General features: G+C 37.1%; 17 protein-coding genes. 15 read left to right on the forward strand and 2 right to left on the reverse strand.

Going from position 1 to position 19765, the window contains the following annotated elements; genetic code table 11:
- Positions 1-60: 60 nt before the first annotated feature.
- From J2Y03_RS17090 to rlmD, 9 genes are all read left to right on the forward strand, one after another.
- Entirely contained in the window at positions 61-576 is a 516-nt protein-coding gene (locus tag J2Y03_RS17090) for a sigma-70 family RNA polymerase sigma factor (protein WP_310196369.1), read from the forward strand.
- A complete protein-coding gene (locus J2Y03_RS17095) occupies positions 573-1055 on the forward strand; it encodes an anti-sigma factor family protein (protein WP_310196034.1) in 483 nt (160 codons plus the stop codon). Before J2Y03_RS17090 ends, J2Y03_RS17095 begins: the two co-directional genes overlap by 4 nt.
- On the forward strand, positions 1052-2125 hold the full coding sequence (locus J2Y03_RS17100) for a hypothetical protein (RefSeq protein WP_310196036.1): 1074 nt from the start codon (positions 1052-1054) through the stop codon (positions 2123-2125). The genes J2Y03_RS17095 and J2Y03_RS17100 overlap by 4 nt, the downstream gene beginning before the upstream one ends.
- Positions 2125-2217 carry an LPXTG cell wall anchor domain-containing protein gene (locus J2Y03_RS17105; RefSeq protein ID WP_310196038.1) on the forward strand — a complete coding sequence of 31 codons (93 nt, stop codon included), beginning with the start codon at positions 2125-2127 and terminating at the stop codon, positions 2215-2217. The genes J2Y03_RS17100 and J2Y03_RS17105 overlap by 1 nt, the downstream gene beginning before the upstream one ends.
- On the forward strand, positions 2214-3125 hold the full coding sequence (locus J2Y03_RS17110) for a LiaI-LiaF-like domain-containing protein (protein WP_310196040.1): 912 nt from the start codon (positions 2214-2216) through the stop codon (positions 3123-3125). The genes J2Y03_RS17105 and J2Y03_RS17110 overlap by 4 nt, the downstream gene beginning before the upstream one ends.
- A gap of 178 nt (positions 3126-3303) precedes the next feature.
- Positions 3304-4245 carry a diacylglycerol kinase gene (locus J2Y03_RS17115; RefSeq protein ID WP_132092027.1) on the forward strand — a complete coding sequence of 314 codons (942 nt, stop codon included), beginning with the start codon at positions 3304-3306 and terminating at the stop codon, positions 4243-4245.
- 882 nt (positions 4246-5127) lie between these two features.
- Complete coding sequence (locus J2Y03_RS17120) at positions 5128-5679, forward strand: cysteine hydrolase family protein (RefSeq protein ID WP_310196372.1); 552 nt, start codon at positions 5128-5130, stop codon at positions 5677-5679.
- Positions 5680-5737: 58 nt separating this feature from the next.
- On the forward strand, positions 5738-7204 hold the full coding sequence (locus J2Y03_RS17125; protein ID WP_310196042.1) for a nicotinate phosphoribosyltransferase: 1467 nt from the start codon (positions 5738-5740) through the stop codon (positions 7202-7204).
- A gap of 813 nt (positions 7205-8017) precedes the next feature.
- The gene (gene rlmD, locus J2Y03_RS17130; protein WP_310196044.1) at positions 8018-9388 is read left to right on the forward strand and encodes a 23S rRNA (uracil(1939)-C(5))-methyltransferase RlmD; all 1371 of its coding nucleotides are present in this window, start codon (positions 8018-8020) and stop codon (positions 9386-9388) included.
- A 708-nt stretch (positions 9389-10096) separates the two neighbouring features.
- Here rlmD and J2Y03_RS17135 read toward each other — a convergent pair.
- Positions 10097-10780: a hypothetical protein gene (locus tag J2Y03_RS17135; protein ID WP_310196046.1), complete on the reverse strand. Its 684-nt coding sequence runs from the start codon at positions 10778-10780 to the stop codon at positions 10097-10099.
- A 144-nt stretch (positions 10781-10924) separates the two neighbouring features.
- On the opposite strand from J2Y03_RS17135, the gene J2Y03_RS17140 reads away from it, so the two are divergent.
- Positions 10925-11254, forward strand: coding sequence for a hypothetical protein (locus J2Y03_RS17140; protein ID WP_310196047.1), 330 nt, complete (start codon positions 10925-10927; stop codon positions 11252-11254).
- Between the two features lie 17 nt (positions 11255-11271).
- The gene (locus J2Y03_RS17145; RefSeq protein WP_310196049.1) at positions 11272-11553 is read left to right on the forward strand and encodes a hypothetical protein; all 282 of its coding nucleotides are present in this window, start codon (positions 11272-11274) and stop codon (positions 11551-11553) included.
- A gap of 300 nt (positions 11554-11853) precedes the next feature.
- Here the strand turns inward: J2Y03_RS17145 and J2Y03_RS17150 are convergent, their stop codons facing one another.
- Positions 11854-12729: a phospholipase D-like domain-containing protein gene (locus J2Y03_RS17150; protein ID WP_310196051.1), complete on the reverse strand. Its 876-nt coding sequence runs from the start codon at positions 12727-12729 to the stop codon at positions 11854-11856.
- Between the two features lie 549 nt (positions 12730-13278).
- Between J2Y03_RS17150 and J2Y03_RS17155 the strand changes: the two genes are divergently transcribed.
- Genes J2Y03_RS17155 through J2Y03_RS17170 form a run of 4 tightly spaced genes read left to right on the forward strand, consistent with a single transcriptional unit; the run spans position 13279 to position 19670 of the window.
- Positions 13279-14694, forward strand: a complete 1416-nt coding sequence (locus J2Y03_RS17155) for a Wadjet anti-phage system protein JetA family protein (protein WP_310196052.1) — start codon at positions 13279-13281, stop codon at positions 14692-14694.
- Between the two features lie 5 nt (positions 14695-14699).
- Complete coding sequence (locus tag J2Y03_RS17160; protein WP_310196053.1) at positions 14700-15320, forward strand: DUF4194 domain-containing protein; 621 nt, start codon at positions 14700-14702, stop codon at positions 15318-15320.
- The gene (locus tag J2Y03_RS17165; RefSeq protein ID WP_310196055.1) at positions 15295-18498 is read left to right on the forward strand and encodes an ATP-binding protein; all 3204 of its coding nucleotides are present in this window, start codon (positions 15295-15297) and stop codon (positions 18496-18498) included. The genes J2Y03_RS17160 and J2Y03_RS17165 overlap by 26 nt, the downstream gene beginning before the upstream one ends.
- Entirely contained in the window at positions 18495-19670 is a 1176-nt protein-coding gene (locus J2Y03_RS17170; RefSeq protein WP_310196056.1) for a Wadjet anti-phage system protein JetD domain-containing protein, read from the forward strand. Before J2Y03_RS17165 ends, J2Y03_RS17170 begins: the two co-directional genes overlap by 4 nt.
- Positions 19671-19765 lie beyond the last annotated feature (95 nt).

A 19765-nucleotide genomic window follows, 5' to 3' on the forward strand; every position in this document is an offset into this window, starting at 1 on the left:
GAAGGTCGCAAGAGAAAGGGGGAGAGAGCGATTAGTGATTCAGCTTTAATACAAAAAGTGATGGACGGCAGTGATCATGCCTTTCGGCTTTTGGTTGAGAAGTACCGCAATGATGTGTTCCGGACCGTCTTTGCTGTTCTTCGTGATCAAAAGGAAGCAGAAGATGCTGCTCAAGAAGTATTTATGAAAATATATAGCTCTCTCTCCCAATATGAAAATCAAGGTTTTAAGACTTGGATGACTAGAATAGCCGTTAATCATGCGATAGATGTTAAGAGAAAACTGGCAAGACGCAAAGAAGAAGTGGTTGAGGCTTTAGAGCAGCAGGCCTTCGGGACACCTAAGGATGGTGTCGAAAAGGAATTGATTGATAATGAAAGGATTAGCCAGGTTAGAAAAAGGCTTGATGATCTTCCTGAAAATTATCGGGATGTCATTTACGGTTTCTATATAGATGAAAAAAGCTATCAGCAAATGGCAGAGGAGCAAAACGTTCAGGTAAAAACCATCGAAACGAAACTTTACCGGGCGCGTATCTGGATGAAAAAGAATTGGAAGGAGGATGATTTTTCATGATGCATTTTAGTTATGATGAATGGTTGTGTTACGTTAAAGACGAAATCAGTGATAAGACCCGTGAGGAACTTGAAAGTCACTTATATTCATGCGACCAATGTCTGGAGCATTACTTACAAGCACTTTCTGAAAATGAATCATCACTTCCAGTCCTTACAAATGAGTCCGGCTTTACAGACCTTGTGATGGCTGAGGTTTCAAAACAAAAACGAGTCAATGAAAAACCAGCTGCTGTGAAGCAACCAGAAAAATCTAAAAAGCCATTCTATCAACAGGCAGCTTTCCACTATTTAATTGCAGCCGCTGCTACTCTCTTACTTACTTTTTCAGGAGTGTTTCAATCGCTGGCCACGTATGCAAGTGCTGTAGAAGCACCACAGCATAGTAAGGAAAAAAAGCTTACGGTCACAGAAGGCGTTATTGATAAAACATTTGCATGGATGGATTCATTGGAGAAAAAGGAGGCAAATAAAAAATGAAAAATTCAACGAAGGCGTTAACTCTATCGCTTTTTCCAGGCCTCGGTCATATTTATTTCGGTAACATGTTTCGGGGGGTGCTGTATTTACTATCTGTGGTAGGTTTAGCATTCTTTACAGTGATTGCAGTAACTACTCATGATGGAGAAATTGCAGTTATATTGTTTATGATGGGGATATTCATTTACTTAGTCAGCTTTATCGATATGGGGGTACAAATTTCTAAACAAAAGAAATTGTTAAAAGCCGCCAACCCCGATGTACCTGCGTTACAGGTAACACAGGAGTCAGAAAGGTTTTATACGATAGCCTTATCGTTTGTTCCGGGATTGGGTCATTTTCAACTGGGGTTAATGAACCGTGGTGTAACATTGTTAGCAGCTTTTTTAGGCCTAGCTGTAATGGTGATATTTGTAACGGCACTTAGCAACCGTGGAGAGTTTATGGTATTCATGGCAGGGCTGCCAATCATTTGGGTTTATGGATTTTTTGACGCTGTCCAGCAGCTAAATAAAAGGCAGCGTGGTGAAGAGCTGATTGATCGGACGATTTTTGAAGACTTTGAAACACGCAGAGAAGATGGAAAGAAGAGCAAATCGATTGCCACCTTCCTTTCGATTTTCCCTGGTGCAGGACACTTGTATCTTGGCTTACAAAAACGCGGAATTCAATTAATGGCTGCCTTTCTGTTTTCTATCTACATTTTGGATGTTCTACGACTTGGAATCTTCTTGTTTCTGATTCCGATTATCTGGTTCTACAGCTTCTTTGATGCCATGCAAAATGTATCAAAATACGGGGAGGAAGAAATCGAAGATGTTCCGATTATTTCTTACTTAATTAATCATCAAAAATGGGTTGGAATTGGCCTAGTAGTGATGGGGCTTTATTACCTAATCATGAATATGATCATTCCTGTCTTTGCCCCGATGCTGTCGAATATGATCAATATAGATGTAATGTATTGGGTACAAAGATATTTTCAAACGGGGATTGTCTGTGTGCTGTTGATTGGCGGCGGTATTAAGCTATTATCTGGCAGCAAGCAAAAAAGAGAGGAGAAAAAATAATGAAAAGGTGGAAAAACACGATAGCAGGGGTGCTCTTAATTGGGGCTGGAATTGGGTTCCTTTTTAGAAAAAGAAAGGAGGAGCAAGCATGAGAACATGGCGTGTTGGTACGTTTTCGATGGGGGCATCCCTCGTTTTTCTTGGGGTCTTCCTTTTCCTCTCACGTTTTATGGGATTTGATCTAGTTCATGTGATGACGGCTTGGTGGCCAGTTTTGTTAATCGTTCTTGGGATTGAAATTCTCCTCTATTTGTTTCTATCAAGGCAGGAGAAACCAATATTAAAATATGATTTTGTTAGTATCCTGTTTGTCGGAGTGCTAGGAATGGTCGGAATCTTGTTCGCAACGCTAAGTGCAACTGGTATTATGGGCAAAGTAGAAGAAGTGGTAGCAAGGGAAGAGAGGTCGTTTGAGCTTCCTGATTTCTCCTATCAAATGGATGATAGCATTAAACGCGTAGTTTTACGAACAACCGGCTACCAAACAACGATTGAAGCAACAGATGAAAAAGAAGTATCGATGTTTGGAACGTACCGGACACAGACAGCGAACAAGGAAAAGCTCATTATGAGTGCGGACGATTATGTGTATGCGAATAAAAAGGGAGATACACTCTATGTAAATGTTAAGACACTTCCGAACGAGTTGGGACCTTTTTATAGTCATCAAGAAATTGCTTCAACGATTCTTATTCCAAAGGGCGTACAGCTTGAGGTTATTGGAAATGGTAATGACATTACGTTAAACCCGCGGTCCCTCGAAAATGACTGGAGTATAAATGGTGCCACATCCATATTTGTTAATGTTGCAAAAGACAGTAATTTGAATATTACGGCTGATGGTGTAAGCGAGGTTAATGGTAAGGACGAAACATGGCAGGTAACCGAAACAGGTGACCCAAATGAAGGAATAAATAGAAAAGCTGTTTACCAGTCTGGTGATGGTAAGTATCATATTAATATTACCAATACCCAATACGTTAGTTTAAATACAAATTAATTTTCATCTTATTTTTTGCAAAAAAATAAAAAAAGGTTATGATAGTAGACGCAGGAATATGGATAGAATAATATTTGTTGCTGGGGTTAATAATTGTATGCCAAGGTATAAATTGGTAAAATATACAAGAGGCCCATCATATGCCATTATAGATTTCATAAAAATAGGATGATGAATGATGAAACGAGCGCGATTGATATATAATCCGACATCAGGGCGGGAAATTCTTAAGCGCCATCTTGCGGAAATTCTGGAGAAGCTTGAAATAGCCGGATATGAGGCGTCTTGCCATGCAACTACGGGTGCTGGTGATGCAACGGCTGCTGCTAGGATTGCGGTTGAAAGACAATATGATGTTGTTATCGCAGCAGGCGGGGATGGTACCATAAATGAAGTGGTCAATGGACTTGCGGAACAGGAGTACCGACCAAAATTGGGAATAATCCCAGCAGGAACTACAAATGATTTTGCCCGAGCCCTCCATATACCAAGAGACATTGGTGCAGCTGTCGATATTATCACAAAAGGCGAACGAATTCCGGTGGATATTGGTCGAATTAATGATCGATATTTTATTAATATAGCTGGCGGCGGTAGAATTACGGAGCTTACATACGAAGTTCCTAGTAAATTAAAAACGATGCTTGGGCAGCTTGCCTACTATTTAAAAGGGATGGAAATGCTCCCTTCTATTAAAGCAACAGACCTTACTATTGAGTATGATGGAAAGCTTTTTGAAGGGGAAGCAATGCTATTCCTTGTGGGGCTGACAAATTCAATTGGAGGCTTTGAAAAGATTGCTCCCGATTCATCAATCAACGATGGTTTATTTTCTTTACTCATTTTGAAAAAGATTAATTTGGCGGAGTTTGTCCGAGTGGCAACGTTAGCTATCCGTGGTGAACATGTCAATGATCCGAATGTGATTTATGCGAAGGCTAGCCGGATTAAAGTACATTCTACAGAAAAGGTACAAGTAAATCTTGATGGTGAATTTGGTGGATTACTACCCGCTGAGTTTGCAAACTTGTATCGGCATTTAGAAGTGTTTGTACCACTCGATGACATTCGTCCACTCGATAAACCAAGCGATTGGGTACCGGGAACAAGATATAGCTGAAAAAGGCGCGTTCCATTATGGAGCGGGCTTTTTGAGTTTAGAGGAATAAATGGTTCCAGTACAGAAATAGTATTAGGATATTAGGGGGAGGAGCCGACTTCGGACAAGAGAGGCTGGAAATTGCTTGGGGATGTCTGAAGAGGCAGGGACTTAGGACAAGAGAGGCAGGAAATTGCTTGGAGGTGTCTGAAGAGGCAGGGACTTCGGACAAGAGAGGCAGGAAATTGCTTGGAGGTGTCTGAAGAGGCAGGGACTTCGGACAAGAGAAGCAGGAAATTGCTTGGAGGTGTCTGAAGAGGCAGGGACTTCGGACAAGAGAGGCCAGGAAATTGCTTGGAGATGTCTGAAGAGGCAGGGACTTCGGACAAGAGAAGCAGGAAATTGCTTGGAGGTGTCTGAAGAGGCAGGGACTTGGGACAAGAGAGGCAGGAAATTGCTTGTGGATGTCTGAAGAGGCAGGGACTTGGGACAAGAGAGGCAGGAAATTGCTTGGAGGTGTCTGAAGAGGCAGGGACTTGGGACAAGAGAGGCAGGAAATTGCTTGTGGATGTCTGAAGAGGCAAGGACTTCGGACAAGAGAAGCAGGAAATTGCTTGGAGGTGTCTGAAGAGGCAGGGACTTCGGACAAGAGAAGCAGGAAATTGCTTGGGGATGTCTGAAGAAGCAGGGACTTCGGACAAGAGAGGCAGGAAATTGCTTGTGGATGTCTGAAGAGGCAGGGACTTCGGACAAGAGAGGCAGGAAATTGCTTGTGGATGTCTGAAGAGGCAGGGACTTCGGACAAGACAGGCTGAAATTTGCATAATGATGTTCGAAGAGAAGAGAACTTCGGACAGTACAAGCGTGAAATTGCTTGGGGATGCCAAAAGAGGGGGAATCGTAATGGTTAGAAAAGCATTAATTAATATCGATTATACGTATGATTTTGTTGCTGATACGGGCGCGTTAACATGCGGTAAACCAGGTCAGGAGATTGAAAGTAAAATCGTCCAATTAACACAAGAATTTATTGAACATGGTGATTATGTTATTTTTGCTATTGATGTCCATGACGAAGGGGATGAACATCATCCCGAAACGAAATTGTTTCCTCCGCATAATATTCGCGGGACTTCAGGCAGAGATTTGTTTGGCAGACTTCAGACAGTTTATGATGAGAATAAGGAACGGGAAAATGTTTACTACATAGACAAAACAAGGTATTCCGCTTTTGCTGGTACTAATCTCGAAATCAAGCTTCGTGAACGAGGGATTACAGAAGTGCATCTTGTTGGGGTTTGTACGGATATTTGTGTTCTCCACACGGCTGTAGACGCCTACAATAAAGGCTTTTCAATCGTTGTTCATAAAGAGGCTGTTGCTTCTTTTAATCAAAAAGGACATGAATGGGCATTGGGGCATTTTGAACAATCACTTGGAGCGCTGGTTAAATAGTTTTTATAATGGTAAAATTATTTAATATATTGAAAAAGTAGTTGTTCGGAGGGTTATGATGAAAAACATTTATCAGGATGATAGCTTAACTCTGCATACTGATCTATACCAGATCAATATGGTAGAAACGTATTGGAGAGACGGTAGATATAAGAAACGAGCAGTGTTCGAATTGTTTTTCCGTAAGCTCCCGTTTGGAAATGGATATGCGGTATTCGCTGGCTTGGAAAAAGTCATTCAGTTTATCCAGGGCTTCCGCTTTTCAGAAGATGATCTGGAGTATTTAAAAAATGAAGTGGGCTACCAGGATGACTTTTTAGATTATTTAAAGGGCTTGCGCTTTACGGGTACAATTCGCTGTATGAAAGAAGGAGAGCTTGTTTTTGGAAATGAGCCGATTTTAAGCGTAGATGCCCCACTTTGTGAAGCTCAGTTAGTTGAAACAGCACTATTAAACATTATCAATTATCAAACATTGATTGCCACGAAGGCTTCAAGAATTAAGCAGGTTCTTGGTAAGGAAATTGCGATGGAATTCGGTACACGCCGTGCGCAGGAAATGGACGCGGCTATATGGGGAGCGAGAGCATCTTACCTTGCTGGCTTCGAAGGTACAAGTAATGTAAGAGCAGGTAAATTGTTTCAAATTCCTGTTTCCGGTACACATGCCCATTCGATGGTTCAGGCCTATAAGGATGAATATACGGCATTTCGTAAATATGCGGAAACCCATAAGGATTGTGTCTTTTTAGTTGATACCTATGATACGCTAAAGCTAGGTGTTCCGAATGCCATTAAAGTGGCTAAGGAGATGGGGGATTCTATCAATTTTATTGGAATCCGTCTTGACAGTGGTGACCTTGCCTATCTTTCGAAGGAAGCACGTAAACTGCTGGATGAGGCAGGATTTAAGGATGCAAAAATCGTCGCTTCTAGTGATTTGGATGAGTATACGATTCTAAACTTGAAAGCACAGGGTGCGAAAATCGATAGCTGGGGAATTGGGACGAAACTGATTACTGCTTACGATCAGGCGGCTCTTGGGGCTGTTTATAAAATTGTTTCGATTGAAGGCAATGACGGTAAAATGGAAGATACCATTAAAATCTCTTCCAATCCGGTGAAAGTTACGACACCAGGTATTAAGAAAGTTTACCGGATCATTAATAATAAGAATAAACATGCTGAAGGGGACTACATTGCACTCGAGGACGAAGGACTTCCAGAGAAAAAGCTAAGGATGTTCCACCCAACGCATACGTATATGAATAAGGTAGTGACAAACTTTACGGCAAAAGAGCTTCATGAAGTGATTTTTTCTAAAGGTGACCTTGTTTATGAAACCCCATGTTTAGAAGAGTCACGTGAATATTTGAAGCAAAATCTTTGTGCTCTCTGGGATGAGTATAAACGGACACTGAATCCTGAGGAATACCCAGTTGACCTTAGCCAAAAATGCTGGGATAACAAAATGAGAAATATTGAAGAAGTAAAAGAGAAAGTCGCCGAAATGAAGGCGGAATAAATATGTTGGCTGAAGGCACTCAGTGATGGGTGTCTTTTGCCGTTTTATAAAAAGTTCGCGGGATTATAGTGGAATCCGGCGGGATTGCTCCAATTTCTCACGGGGAAAAATCAGAAATCCCGCAGGAATATTGTTAGGACCCGCGGGATTAATTTCATGTTTTATTTTTGTTTAAAGAAATCTACGAAAGCATGGTACATTTCTATGCCTTGGAAGGTAAGCATTCCTGCAGCAGTTACTGAAAAAAAGCCAATGATTACAAAACGGATCCACATATTTTTTCCTCCCCTTATTATAAGTTTTTAGCTTATAAATGCAGGGGAAGAGCTTACATAGTTTGATTGATGAAAAACTGGGATAAGAAAGATGAAGTTTCTGTTATGGTTAGTAGAAAAGATTCTGTGAAGGGTGATTACGACTAAGGAAAATAGAGCAAGTACTCCAAAAAAATCAAAATGAAATAAATGTTTCTCTTCATCGTCCGTTTGTGAATTCATATTCCAATCATGCATTATCAGTACAGCTTTATGAGAATGATGTAATTGAATAGAAATATTGGAAGTATGAAAAACGGAAAAGCATATGAAGGTAAGCAGCAATGCAATCGGAAGAAAATATACCTTCTTTACCGTAACCACCTCCTTCGAATGGGCTTGTTATCATTATAAACACTATCGTTAGATTGTTAAATCAAAATACTCCGACAATTTATGCGGAAGTAAATGGTATACCTTCATATTATGGCAGTCTTCGCAATCAGACTGGGTTTGTGTTACAATCTTGCTAGTCAAATCGATGAAAAGGAAGAAAATAATGACAAGAACTATTCCGGTTAAAAAAAATGATTATATAGATGTGGTTTTTGAGGATTTAACCCATGATGGTGCTGGGGTAGCAAAAGTAGATGGCTATCCGTTGTTCGTTCCAAATGGTCTCCCTGGAGAAAAAGCGCAGGTTAAGGTCATTAAAGTAAATAAAGGTTTCGGATTCGGCAGATTAATTGAACTTTATGAAAAAAGTCCTTATCGGGTGGAAATCGACAGCAGTGAGGCACATAAATATGGCGGCTGTCAGCTCGAGCACATTAGCTATGAGGGGCAGCTGATATATAAGGAAAATCAAGTCCGGCAGGTACTGACCCGTATCGGTAAGCTTGAAGATGTTATCGTCCACCCTATATTAGGGATGGAAAACCCATGGCATTACCGAAATAAAGCCCAGGTTCCCGTTGGTGAGAAAGATGGAAAGCTGATCGCTGGCTTTTTTAAACCAAGAAGCCATGAAATCGTTGATACGGATGAAAGTCTTATTCAGCTGCCGGAAATTAATGAAGCCATCCAGACTGTGAAGGAAATCTGCAATGAGTTAGGAATAGCTGCTTATCAGGAAGAGGCGCATAAAGGTGTCCTGCGTCACATTATGGCAAGGTATGGTCAGCAAACTGGCGAGCTTATGGTGGTGATCATTACTAGAACCGCGGATATTCCAAACAAAAACAAATTGGTTGAGGAAATTATCTCCCGACTCCCAAAAGTAAAATCGATTGTACATAATGTAAACTCAAAACGCACAAATGTGATTCTTGGCGAGAAAACAACCGTCCTTTGGGGCAATGAAGTAATTTATGACCTAATTGGTGATGTTAAGTTTGCCATCTCAGCTCTATCCTTTTATCAGGTAAATCCTGTGCAAACGAAGGTACTTTATGAAAAAGCACTTGAATACGCGGGGCTAAGTGGTGAAGAGTCAGTCATTGACGCCTATTGTGGGATAGGAACGATTTCATTATTTCTTGCTCAAAAAGCAAAGAGGGTTTTCGGTGTAGAAGTGGTTCCTGATGCGATTGAAGATGCGAAACGGAATGCAGAGCTTAACGGAATAACGAATGTAGAGTTTGCAGCAGGGGAAGCAGAGGTTGTGATTCCAAATTGGTATAAAGAGGGGAATGCAGCCGATGTACTGGTTGTTGACCCGCCGCGCAAGGGCTGTGACGAAACATTTTTGCAAACCATTATTGAAATGAAACCGAAAAAGGTCGTCTATGTATCCTGTAATCCAGCCACACTGGCACGTGATTTACGGATTTTAGAAGATGGCGGATATAAAACAGTGGAAGTACAGCCTGTTGATATGTTTCCGCAGACGACACACGTGGAGTGTGTGGCACAACTTGCTTTAAAATAATAAGAATTACAATGTGGCTCTGTTAAAAAACAGGGCCATTTTTGTGTGAACCTTTATAGTTCCTAAAGTGTTTTATCGACAAGAATTGCTATACTTCGGGTCGTGACAGGCACCGCTGTAATCGCTAAATATGGCAGACAAAGGTACGAGGGGACAGGTACCTTGTCCCACCTCTTAAGGGAAAAGGGGATCTTGAAGTGATTGGGACTAGGACAGAGAATCTGTCCCTCTGTCCCCTCTAATTCAGGAATTATTAGTTAAAGGTTCTGATATCAGGTTTTAATCCCATATATGAACTATGTTATTACGGAATTCTTGACGATAAAAAACATTTAATAATTGTCTCCCTAAAGCTGTTAATTATGGTTTAACTCAAAGAAACTTATTAGAGTGGGCTATGTTTGAGGGGAAAAGAAAAGATGATCAATTACATAAAGTTACTTCTCTATTTACTTATGGAAAATGCTATTCATAGTATATTTGTGTAGGTTAAAGAGTTTTCCTAGCTGGAAATTCTATATTTTTATATAGACTTATCCATTATCCCTAATTGTAAAAAGAAGTATCAGTATGGTAGTTTATTAACTTTATTAATATAGCTAACTTTATCAAAAGTAAATGAGGTTTAATCATTAAACCGCTGGAAACACAAAGTCCCACGAGAGCGATTGAAACCGCTAACGTGGGATTTTCGTTCGCCTGTTGATCTTACCCTTGCTCTAATCTTGTATATTTATCATGCAAACGTCGCTCAGAATCAGTCATGGAGTTATCATCATCAATTAATCCGTCAAGTTCTTCCTCTGATAATCCAATGCCTTCTAACCCTGCAAAATATGAGAATGGGTCGAAATCCCCAACAAAAGATTCACAATAAGATAGTTCTTCCGCTAAATTATTGCCTAACGAATCATGTGAAAAATGTTTAGCAATGACTCGTAAAATCGCTACAACCATTTCTTGACGGAACACTATACGCTCCTCCGGTGGAAGCGTTTGGAATAGCTCCATTGTGATATCGTTCATGGTAAGTATATTCTCAAAGTATGTTTTATAACCTATATCGCTTTTTGCTTTTAAGAGGTACGGATATTTTTCTGGTTTTATGAAAGAACGAGTAAGAGCGAGTAAATATTCATTTTCAATTTTGTCAGCTTTTTCATTATATGCACCTGACAGATAGTCTGGATGAACATCAAGATATTTCGCAATCCTATCCAGCAAATCCGGCGGCATTTCCCCATCATCTAAACACCGACGTATTGTTTTTTCTGTACGTTCGATTTCCTCATAGGCTTCGCCGAGTTTCCTAATACTACAGTTTCTATGTTTTAGCACTTCAATAAAACGCTCTTTGTTGACGGGTACTTTCCAAGCCGTTTTGTTTCCCATTACCTTCTCCTCCCGATTTGCGGACATTTTTGCCAAAAATACCGCAGTCTGTCTTATTGATGATGCGGACATTAATGTCTATAATGATTATAGCGAATGCGGACATTAACGGCTACTATAAAATTATCAAAGTAGCAGAAAACTATGGCATGGAATTACGCAGAACTATCTAAAATGGCAAAGGATAGCGGTGGTCCCGAAAAACTTGTCGAACTACTGGTTAAGTCCGGAGAAAAAAAGATTCTTCCTTGGGTTGGTGTTGCTTTTGCCGGAGGCATTGCCCTTACAGTCGGTGTGCGAAAAATAATTGACTACTTGGCTCAGAAAAAAGCCATCTCAACCGCAGAAGTTGAATCAGCCAAAAAGGAACTTATACAAGGCATAAAGAATTACGATGTTACCCAAGCAGCTACTGAAAATGAAGTAATGCAAGAACCCGATGGCGAAACCGATGAAGCGATTGAGGCTAATTAAAGAGGGAGGGTATCCACATGGGATTATTAGATATTTCTAAAAGGAAAAGTTGGGAAGAAGAAAACGCATATACTGGTGAGACTCCACCTTGTCCACAATGCGGAGAACCTCTAACTAAGAAATACGTTTTCAGTGAGATGTACTGCACAAATTGCAGATATGGTTTAGATGATGACGACGATTTAGACGAAAGCGAATCTTTAAGCGTTTATGATGCCGCTCAAATCTGGGCTTCAAATGGAAAAGATGAAGATTACACTTTCGGCTACTCTGAAGAAGAGTTGGAAGATGCTCTCTAAAAAGTATAATCTACAAACCGCAAAACGGATGCCGACAAAGCATCCGCTTTTCACTTGCTTTTTGATTAAGCAGTTATCTCTTTGAAGTTCTTGAAAGTGAACCGTACCGGTTTCGCTGTAGACTGTGGCGAAGTCCACGAGGGTAACCCAGAGCCGTTCGTCAAATTCGGTTATCAAGCCGTCCTGTTTGCCCAGTACGGCGATAAAGGCTTCCACCAACACTCCAGTGGTTAATGACTCAACCCAGGGTCCTACAGAAGTGATAACGCCTTAGCAAAACAACATATGTAAAACTTTTTGCTATTCAAATGCTTCAGGGTCTGCGATACCTCTCTCGTAGCAAATTGAGCAAAAACGATGGAGAGAGGGATGGTTTTTTTCTGTCTGAGTTTCATCTCCATCTTCATTTCTGTAAAAATAAACAGGTATCAGTTCATCCTGAGGTATAACTTCCATACATATTTCACACTTGTGATTACCGTATATTTCATCATCACAAATTAAAAGTTCAATTCCACACTTAATATCGTAGGATAAATTGATATTTTGAATATATTTAAGATCTTCTCTTAAATAGAGATAACGCTGATGCTTTACAATCACGCAATAATGACTGAAAGGATCAAGAATTTGTTCATCACATTCTGTACATCTATCGTGCTCTAGAAGTGGCTTTCCTTTATGCACCTTACCTTCAAGTGCCTTACCAAGTAGATACATTCGCATAAATTCTTTTAGGAAGCGTCGCACTAATTGCGGGTCCCGTATACGAAGCATATTCTCCCAGTGTCTGCTGTCTGCTGCATTAGTAAAATTGTACGATCCAATCCACAAGATATCATCTACAATAACAAACTTATGGTGCATATGCGTTTTTTTTGAATTACCCGCAGTACTTTTGGTGCCAAGTTCTGATATGAAAACTGATTTATCCCCTAAAGATTTATAAATATCTAAGGGTCTATACTGCCGAGTCATAGCATCTACGATTGATTGTGCATTCAAAACAAGTTTTGTAGGTGCCTTTGTCTGTTTAATTGCTTCAATCAATTTATTATCTTCTAAAAAAGCCATAGCCACATAGACACGGTACTTTGCATATTTTACATCTGTGAAAACACGATCTTGAATTTCGTGATTATCGCCAGGAACGACGAAAAATGATTCGATTGACAAATACATCACCCTTAAGAAAATTTTTGTATGTATTCTACCACATTTTATATGTAACGCAAATGGAATGTTAAACAAGAATAATAGTTTTTATGGATAATAGTCAAAAATTATTAACGTCAGTCATGCCCAACTTTTTTAAAACTCACCAGCACCCCATGTGTTGCCAAATACACTCATGACATTGCGGAGTCTGTGTCTCCTTGATGAGCAAAAGTAATACTTGAGTTAGGGGTGAACCATATATTCATAAAAATTACCCATAACTAATCGCTACTCCTAGGTGATTTTAGTTATATTTTACTATTTTTGTATTTTGTAAATAGGAATATTTTCTTTGTATACCTTAACCTTCGACTATATAAATTACCCATTAAAGAGGAAGACTCGCCTAACTCACCTATTTCTAAATTGTACAATTTTCACACAGAGAAATATAAAACCTCAGTGCCTGTACGATTTAAATAGTTCGCTAGACCTACAATAAGGAATTGGTATATGATGGAATTGTAGAGGTTGTGTCAGAACAGTTTCTCTCCTAGTTTCGATGAGGTGATTATCATAAATTTATTTAACATAATTTCTGAAGATTTTTTTAAACCGCTAACTAGTAAATATAAAGCAACTTATATTGATTGTATCCGGCTAATCTACAATACTTATAAAACTGAATTGTCGTTTGGTGTTGATAAAGAAGTTATACTTGCAGAACTAGAAAGTTATTTTGAAAATCAATCAAGTGAGGATATGATATTTGACGATAACGTAGAGGTTGCTAAAGATTCCAGAGCAAAAGCAAATGCAATTTTACGTGATTTAAAGGACAGTGGTTGGATAGAATATGAGGTTTCCAATGACTATAGGGTAAAGATAAATTTGTTTGATTATGCTGCTACTATGATTGAATCTTTCAACAAGATATTAAAGAATGAAGAAATGGAATATCAGAGCCTAGTATCTCAAATACATGCCACCCTTTTGAATAAAGAAGCCTATGTGAAGCCCTATGAATATATTATAAAACGTGTAGTAGAAAATACGGAAGAATTAATAACGGGTCTAAAGAAACTAAATACCAATATTAAGAAATATATTGATGCTATTACAAATGAAAAGACGGCTGGGGAAATTGTACAGGATTTCTTTGTATATCATAAAGATATCGGATCTAAAGCCTATCATCGTATTAAAACAAGTGATAATATATCACATTTTAGAACGTCAATAATTGAGAGTCTTTACAACATATTAAACGATAAAAATATTTTCGAGCGTGCGGTACTAGGCTATATGGAAATAGAGCAAGTAGAAAAAAAAGCAGATGCAGAAGATTCATTGCGAGGAAAGATACTAAATGTTATTTCGGCATTTAGAAATTATGATGATATCATTTCTGAAATAGACAACAAAAATGCTAAATACATAGGAAGTGCTGTGGCAAGAGCAAAGTTCCTGTTGACTAATACAAATAATGCAGAAGGTAAGATTTCAAAGATACTAGCGTATTTATCTAATGAATTTAATCGTGATGAAAACATAAACCTATATGATGAGGTGGATGACACGCTCCTTGAGGTGTTTAATATATTCCCACAAGGATTTATCGATAGTGACTCGCTATATGTAGTTCCTATTTCAAGGAAAATGTCTATGCCACAAGAACTTAGCCCTACGCTGGGGATTTCGGAAGATGAGCGAGAACGACGGAAACTTGCTTTACATGAAAAAAATAAGAATAGATTTTCTAGAATAAATATTAATACATATATTGAAGAATTATTAAAGGATAAACAAGCGGTACTTGCTTCTACTCTTCCTTTAGATACTAAGAGAGATTTAATACGGATAATTTTTATAAGTCTCTATGGAAAAGACAAAAAATCTATGTATAAAACAACCCAAACTAATGAGGTTATTACTGTTAATGATTTTCGATTCTCAGATTTTGTGATTGAGAGGTGTGAATAGTAAGAATGGAAATATTAAAAGAAAGTGTCATACAAAAAGAAAAGTTTAGAACGACTGCTAATAAACTTCTCAATCATTGCTTTATCCTTAAGAAAAAAGACGATACACGAAATGATTATATTTTTATTGTCCAGAATAGAGAGCTTTTCATAGAATACTTTGATTTACTAGGTTACAAAATTGAAATTAATGAGATGCAAGGGGTTGTTGCCCTTACTAATGTTGCTGGCACTGGGAGGATAAGACTAAGGAAAATTGAAAGTATTATTTTACTAATCTTGAGGCTATTATATATCGAAAAACGGAAGGAATTAACTCTTAATGAGGAAGTAATCGTTTTATCAGATGAAATACACGAAAAGTATAATATGCTCAAAGTTGAAGCCAAAACAAACATAGATAAAACAGTGTTTAGAGATACAATTAGACTGTTTAAGAGATTTAATATCGTTTCAAATCTTGACAGTGATGTTACGATGTCTGATGCAAGAATAAAGCTTTATCCGTCCGTATTATTTGCTGTGCCTAATGATAATTTAACCCTTCTTTATGATGCTATAAATGAAAAACTAAATAAATACATGAATGGTGAGCAGAATGATGATGAAGAAACTATGCAGGATTAGATTAGTTAATTGGCATTACTTTGTGAATGAAACCATTAGTGTCAATGGCTCATTTTTAGTCAGTGGTGAAAATACGGCAGGAAAATCAACAATCTTAGATGCAATTCAATTAGTTTTAACTACGAATACACGTAAGTTTAATACAGCTGCAAATGAGAAAAGCAGTCGTGATTTAAAGGGCTATGTCCGTTGTAAAACAGGAATTGAAGGTAGTAACTATGTCAGAAGTGGCAGCGTAATTACATATGTTGCACTAGAATTCTATGAGGAAAAAACAAGTAAATATTTTACTTTAGGTGTTAAAATAGATTCTCCTGATGAGGAAAGTAAACTGACGACAAAATGGTTTAGAGAAGAATGTAAGCTTGAGGAATTATCATTCTTGACTGGAGGAAGACCATCTATTACAGAGGAGTTCAGAAGAAATGATAAAAAAATACAGCTTATTTCTCAGATATCAGAAGCCAAAGCAAGGTTTGGGCAAAGATTAGGAAATTTAGAGAATAGGTTCTTTGAGATGATACCTAAATCATTAGCATTTAAACCAATGGATAATGTTAAAGATTTTATTAATAAATTCATACTCCCAGAAAAAACAATAGAAGTCGAAACTTTGAGAAATAATATATCCGCATTAAAAGAACTCGAAGATTTGATGGATTCAACGAAGGAAAAGATATCAGAGCTAGAGATGATTCTATCAAAAAATGAAGACATTGTTTCAAAAGATCGTGAGATAAAGACCAATGATATATTAATAAAAAAAGCTGAGATTGAAGCAAAAAAGCTAGAGTGGTCAGAACTGGAAAAAAGAAATCATACCTTAATTCAAAGGCTAAATAATGAACGTGAGGCAGAAAAGGCTCTTAAAACAAGTCTTGAAAATGAGCGGGACAGGTTAACTAATTTACAAATAGCGCTTGGACAAAATGAAACAACACAACTTATCAAAGATACAGAGCATAGAATTCAAATGTTACAGAAAGATAAGGGAAATGAAGTAAAAGCGGTGAATAAGCTTAAAACCATGTTAAGCAAAGTAATTGATGCCTTAATCTTACTAAATAAACATGAAGTTTTTATAATCGCAAAAGAAGAATTATTAAGGTTAGAGTCTGTTGATACAAATACAGAAGCGAAAGCTGAAATTATCTATAAACTAAAAAAAGATTTTAAGCAGTTATATGAAGATTATAGTTCTGAAAATTTTAGAATCAAAGAGTTACTTAAAGAATATAAAGCTCAAAAGCTTAATTTAGAAAAGGAAATAAAGAATCTTAAAAATAAGAAATTGACATACCCAGAAAATACGATAAAACTGAAAACCGCAATTGAAAAGGAATTTATTAATCAAGGAATAAGTGGTGAAGTAAGGATATTTTCTGACTTACTGGAGATTACAGATAGCAAGTGGCAAAATGCTGTGGAAGGTTACTTAAACAGTCAGAGGTTTTATATAATTGTTGAACCTCAGCATTATCTAGTTGCATTAACGGTTTATAATAAAATAAAAAAAGAAGTTCATACTGTGGGGCTTGTAAACACAGGAAAACTAGATATTAATGCCGTAGCGGAAAAAGATTCTTTAGCCTATCTTGTAAAAAGTGATAATCGTTATGCAAAAGCATATGCGATTTACTTACTTAATCGAGTAACTCGTTGTGATCATATAGAGGACTTAAAAAATAACAAAGTATCAATAACATCCGATTGTATGCTTTATCAAAACTTCGCTGTTCGGAAAATTGATGAGCGTATTTATCGTACACCATTTATAGGCGCTCATGCGTATGAAATTCAGCTTAAAAATAGGGAAACTGAGCTGAAGACTCTTAATGAGGACATAAAGACAGCAGAAAACAAAGGGATTGTTTGTGAGCAAATAATTGAAAAAGTAAATCAGTGTAAAATGGATGTCTTAGAAGAAAATATTGATGCTCCTAGACGATTAGAAGAGTATAAAGAGTTGATCGTAAGAGAAGAATTACAGCTGAAAAAAGCAGAAGCGAATCCTAGTTTTATCGAGATACAAATGCAGATTGAAGAATGTAGAAAAGCTGTAGAGAAAAAGGATAAAGATCATACTTCATCAATTAAGAGCGTTACCGAAACAGAAAAGACACTAGATATAAACACAACCAACATACAACAAATCAAAAGTTTAATATCAGTTCTTGAGCGTAATTTCCATTTATTGTGTGATGAAGACACTGAAATTACTTTACAAGGGATTAATAAGTTTAATGAACAAGTAAAAATCAAATCTCCAGCGACTATTGTTCATAATTTTACACCACTTAAGGTTGGTTTGGAAAATAAGAAATATGAGTTTTGTACCGAGCTGATTAAGCTCCAAAGCAGCTACTGTAGTAAATATGACTGTGATCTAGGTACTGGAAATGACCAAATCAATGAATATATTCAGGAACATCATAAGTTGGTAGCATCAGACATCATTAAATATGAAGAAGATTTAAAGAGAGCTAAAGAAAATTGCGAATTGGAATTCAGAGAATCATTTTTAGCGAGGTTGAAAGAAAACATTGAAAATGCAAAATTAGAATTCAAGTATCTAAATACTTCACTTAAAGATATATACTATGGCGAAGATAGTTATAAGTTTGAAATTACGTATAATAAAAAGAAAGAAAGTATATATCGGATGATTACTTCGAAGGAAAATAATGAAGGTTATACCTTATGGTCCAATTCCTTCGAAGAGGAATACAAGGAAGAAATGGAAGATTTGTTTGGTAAATTGACTGCATATGACGATAAGGGAGAAAAAGTACTAGCAGAGTACACTGATTACCGCAGTTATTTAGATTATGATATTGTTGTTGAGAAAAAAGATGGTACGGTACAGCGTTTTTCTAAAATCTATGGTGAAAAGAGCGGTGGTGAGACCCAAACACCGTATTATGTTGCAATAGCAGCGTCTTTTGTACAGCTTTATAAGCTTGGGGACACTATTAGGATTATTATGTTGGATGAAGCGTTCGACAAAATGGATGATAATCGGATTAGTTCTATGATGGACTTCTTTAATAACCAAAACTTTCAAATTATATTGGCGACACCACCTGCAAAAATCGAAATAATAGGTGAGAAAGTAAATACTATTTTAATGGCAATGAGAGAAGGAAGTACATCTATAATTGAGGAGTATGACCTATGATTAGCAATTTTGAGAAAGAAATTATTAATAGGTTAATAGATAAATATGAGAAAAGTAAAAGTTTTACCGGGGATAATAAAGTTAATCAAAGATTTACTATAAAAATTCCTTCTCTCTTTCCTAAATATAATGATCACTCGGAATATGAGCTATTTGAGGCCCTTAATGACTCTATTGATACTCTTGTTAAAAAATCATTTGTTATTGCAAAAGCGAATTCTGCTCATGTATATAGTACTGTTACTTTGAATGTTGATAAACTGGCTGAGATATATAAATATGTCGGTAGACAAGAGAAGAAAGATATCAATAACTCAATCCTGGAAATATTGGCAAACTATAAGGAAAGAAATCAGATACTAAATCTATATTGCACATCCCAAAACGAGAGAATTGATTCAAATAAATCCATACAGTTTTTCAATGATGATTTGCTTGAATTAGAAAACATATTATTAGCAGTTGATGAATTATTAAAGGTTGACACCGAGACATTTGTAAGAGATTTTTCTGTTAAAGTTTTCAAAGATTCTAAAGTATTCGAGAGAATAGCAGGCAAGGTGGTAAATCTAATATATGAGTACGGGGACTTTCCTGAGAAAGATAAGGTTTTAGGGAATTTAAATATTATTAAAAACCCCACTTATGTTAACTTTAAAGGTCCAGGAAGTATTTTTATCAAGGAACAGAGGCTTGACTTAACTAATTTTAGGGGTGATCTTGCAGTCTCATCCATTATGCTTTCAGATATCGATAAAATTGATATTACAGGTAAAGCTGTTATTACCATTGAAAATCTAACAAGCTTTCACACATTCAGTGATAAAGAAATGTTTGCTATTTATCTTGGTGGATATCACAACTCAGTAAGACGAGAATTTATTAAAAAATTACACCAACAAAATTCACAGAAAGCTTTTTTTCATTTTGGTGATATTGATGCTGGAGGTTTTAAAATTTTAGAGCATTTAAAGCACGATACAGGGATAGATTTTATACCTTATAAAATGGAAATAGAGACTTTAGAAGCATATAGAAAATACACCAAAAAGCTAACAGAAAACGATAAGAAAAGACTCCTGAAGTTGGTTGATGGACAATATCATAACGTAGTTAAGTATATGCTTGATAATAATTGTAAGTTAGAACAAGAAGCATTAAATGTAGAATAACTATCCTTAGTCTGACAGGGCTCACTGATACATTTTCTTTCTTAAATGAACTAACGGATGCGATGCTTCAAAAAGGAAGGATCGCTTTTTCTTTT

The sequence above is a fragment of the Neobacillus niacini genome (genome assembly GCF_031457145.1).
Classification (GTDB): Bacteria; Bacillota; Bacilli; order Bacillales; family Cytobacillaceae; genus Neobacillus; species Neobacillus niacini_J.

What these genes read in the sequence shown, in the direction of transcription:
- J2Y03_RS17090 (WP_310196369.1), top strand. Translation starts at nt 61, where the DNA reads ATGGACGGCAGTGATCATGCCTTTCGGCTTTTGGTTGAGAAGTACCGC.
- J2Y03_RS17095 (WP_310196034.1), top strand. Translation starts at nt 573, where the DNA reads ATGATGCATTTTAGTTATGATGAATGGTTGTGTTACGTTAAAGACGAA.
- J2Y03_RS17100 (WP_310196036.1), top strand. Translation starts at nt 1,052, where the DNA reads ATGAAAAATTCAACGAAGGCGTTAACTCTATCGCTTTTTCCAGGCCTC.
- J2Y03_RS17105 (WP_310196038.1), top strand. Translation starts at nt 2,125, where the DNA reads ATGAAAAGGTGGAAAAACACGATAGCAGGGGTGCTCTTAATTGGGGCT.
- J2Y03_RS17110 (WP_310196040.1), top strand. Translation starts at nt 2,214, where the DNA reads ATGAGAACATGGCGTGTTGGTACGTTTTCGATGGGGGCATCCCTCGTT.
- J2Y03_RS17115 (WP_132092027.1), top strand. Translation starts at nt 3,304, where the DNA reads ATGAAACGAGCGCGATTGATATATAATCCGACATCAGGGCGGGAAATT.
- J2Y03_RS17120 (WP_310196372.1), top strand. Translation starts at nt 5,128, where the DNA reads ATGGTTAGAAAAGCATTAATTAATATCGATTATACGTATGATTTTGTT.
- J2Y03_RS17125 (WP_310196042.1), top strand. Translation starts at nt 5,738, where the DNA reads ATGAAAAACATTTATCAGGATGATAGCTTAACTCTGCATACTGATCTA.
- rlmD (WP_310196044.1), top strand. Translation starts at nt 8,018, where the DNA reads ATGACAAGAACTATTCCGGTTAAAAAAAATGATTATATAGATGTGGTT.
- J2Y03_RS17135 (WP_310196046.1), bottom strand. Translation starts at nt 10,780, where the DNA reads ATGGGAAACAAAACGGCTTGGAAAGTACCCGTCAACAAAGAGCGTTTT.
- J2Y03_RS17140 (WP_310196047.1), top strand. Translation starts at nt 10,925, where the DNA reads ATGGCATGGAATTACGCAGAACTATCTAAAATGGCAAAGGATAGCGGT.
- J2Y03_RS17145 (WP_310196049.1), top strand. Translation starts at nt 11,272, where the DNA reads ATGGGATTATTAGATATTTCTAAAAGGAAAAGTTGGGAAGAAGAAAAC.
- J2Y03_RS17160 (WP_310196053.1), top strand. Translation starts at nt 14,700, where the DNA reads ATGGAAATATTAAAAGAAAGTGTCATACAAAAAGAAAAGTTTAGAACG.
- J2Y03_RS17165 (WP_310196055.1), top strand. Translation starts at nt 15,295, where the DNA reads ATGATGAAGAAACTATGCAGGATTAGATTAGTTAATTGGCATTACTTT.
- J2Y03_RS17170 (WP_310196056.1), top strand. Translation starts at nt 18,495, where the DNA reads ATGATTAGCAATTTTGAGAAAGAAATTATTAATAGGTTAATAGATAAA.